Raw genomic sequence first — 1,873 nt, 5'->3', positions numbered from 1 at the left:
TCTTTGCACGATAAACCTGTCTTTTCCAATATCCGATGCGTACCTGAATGTATCTCCAGGTCTCAAAGTATGCCCTGTTCAGATGCGTCCTGATATTGTCAAGTGAGTTGTTTATGTTCATCAGAATGAGATAGAGATCCGCTGTAGAACAGGCTGCCGCACCGGTAGCATACAGGATTAAATCACTGACCGAACGATACAGATTGTCTCCTTCTTCGGCAATCTTTGCCAAGGCCCCGGCATTGACTGTGATTATCAAGGTATCTGTACTTACAATGTTTCCTCTGTCCAGACACTTCTTTCTGAAGTCTTCAAGCATGTTTTTATAATCACCCACACGGTCACTGATGTTTTCGTAGGTGTTGTAGATATTGAGACTAGTTCTAAGAGACTGATACAGAATGTCAATAACGTCAAACGCACGTGTGTATCTGTCAAGTTCCTTATTGATGTCCCTGAAGCCGATATTGGCATCACTGCTGTACTCATGCAGAAGTTTGTTGCTCGCTTCCAGTGTGGATCGAACAAGCAGCAGACTTCGTTGTTGTTTATGGTCGTTGATATAGGCTTCTATGGAAGCTACATCAAAACCATATTGAGCCTTGGCAGTGAACGGGAACAATACCAAAAGGCAAACAATAATCGGCAATATTTTATTCCTGGTCGCTTTCATCTTCATCGTATTTACCATTATATGTATCTGAGTGGGCACTGGAGGCTGCCTGACGCAACCATCGTTTTCTACATTGTTCAATGAGTGTCAATCTTCTGCCACTGTCATCGTTGATATACGGGACTACGCTTTTCAGCATATCTATGATGGAATGTTTGTAGTGCATCATCTTTTCCAATGACACAAGGTCGGCATAGATATTGGTTAGTCTCGTGTCAATCTGACGGGCTATTTCAAGTCTGTCACTTGACCAGAGCAGATGATAGGTATCACCGGTATCATCTGTTTCTATAGGACTGCTTTTGGCATATTCCACAGAAGGAGTGCAATCCGGAAATTCTCTGGCCACTTCTGATAATTTTGAATTGACCTCGTTGGCTTTTTCCGCATCCGATTTGGACGGATCGAGATTGATAACTTCAACAACCTGTGTGTCACTGTACTCAGTAGTAAGCGTCCATGAAATTTGTACGATAGCACGGTGTATCTTAATCCAAAGGAAATACTTTGGTTTCCGGGCTATGGATATGGTTGCCTTAAAGGTTATGGTACCGTTGATGTTGGGCATGGAGGCTGTACGAACGAATGTATTGCCTTCCCATGCACCTGAACCGTTCCACGACAGATTATAGGCTGTTTTACAATCCTGCATGATAGCCGGTATGCGGTAGTAGTCATCCGTGGCAGCATTCTCACCGTCGATAGCTTCCTGCTTTGCCTGTTCATACTGTGACAGTTCTGTCTCATACGAGCTCATCTCAGCTTTTAGGCTTGATATTCTGTCCTTGTTCTCATTGTAGGACTGTCTGTATATTGCAGCATCCTCAACGCTTGCTGTCTGGATTTTTTTCAGGAGCTCTGCGTTTTCTGCCTCCAGTGCTGTTATTTCTGATTGTACTGAGACAATATTTCGTTTCAACTCCGTTATTTTGGAGTCTATTTCAGATATATTGATACTTCCTTCGGAAACACTTGTTGCCATAGAACATTGCTTGGTATGGTTGTTTACACTGCTTCCACAATCAGAACATTTGTATTGTGTTGAACCTTCTCCTAATTTGGCGCCACCATGACAGGTTACGCTGATGGTTGCTGTCTCACATCCTGAAATTTTCTGGGCATTGGTAGTCTGGTAGTATTTCTTTGGGTCACTTCCCAGATAATAGGTATAGCCTTCTTCATTATCGTTAAGTTCAGACA

Annotated in this window: 1 protein-coding gene and 1 pseudogene; both read right to left on the bottom strand. The window is 42.9% G+C overall.

Annotated elements, in window-relative coordinates:
• Positions 1-679: hypothetical protein (locus AB5935_RS23670; protein WP_368327638.1), on the bottom strand; the 679-nt coding region annotated here is incomplete at its 3' end.
• Positions 654-1,873, bottom strand: a pseudogene (locus AB5935_RS23665) (hypothetical protein); the annotation flags it as partial. The gene AB5935_RS23670 and the pseudogene AB5935_RS23665, both read right to left, overlap by 26 nt.

It is taken from the genome of Phocaeicola sp. RTP21198st1_B8_RTP21198_201120 (genome assembly GCF_040929485.1).
In the GTDB taxonomy this organism is placed as follows: Bacteria; Bacteroidota; Bacteroidia; order Bacteroidales; family Bacteroidaceae; genus Phocaeicola; species Phocaeicola dorei.
This window is presented reverse-complemented; position numbering and strand designations above follow the sequence as displayed.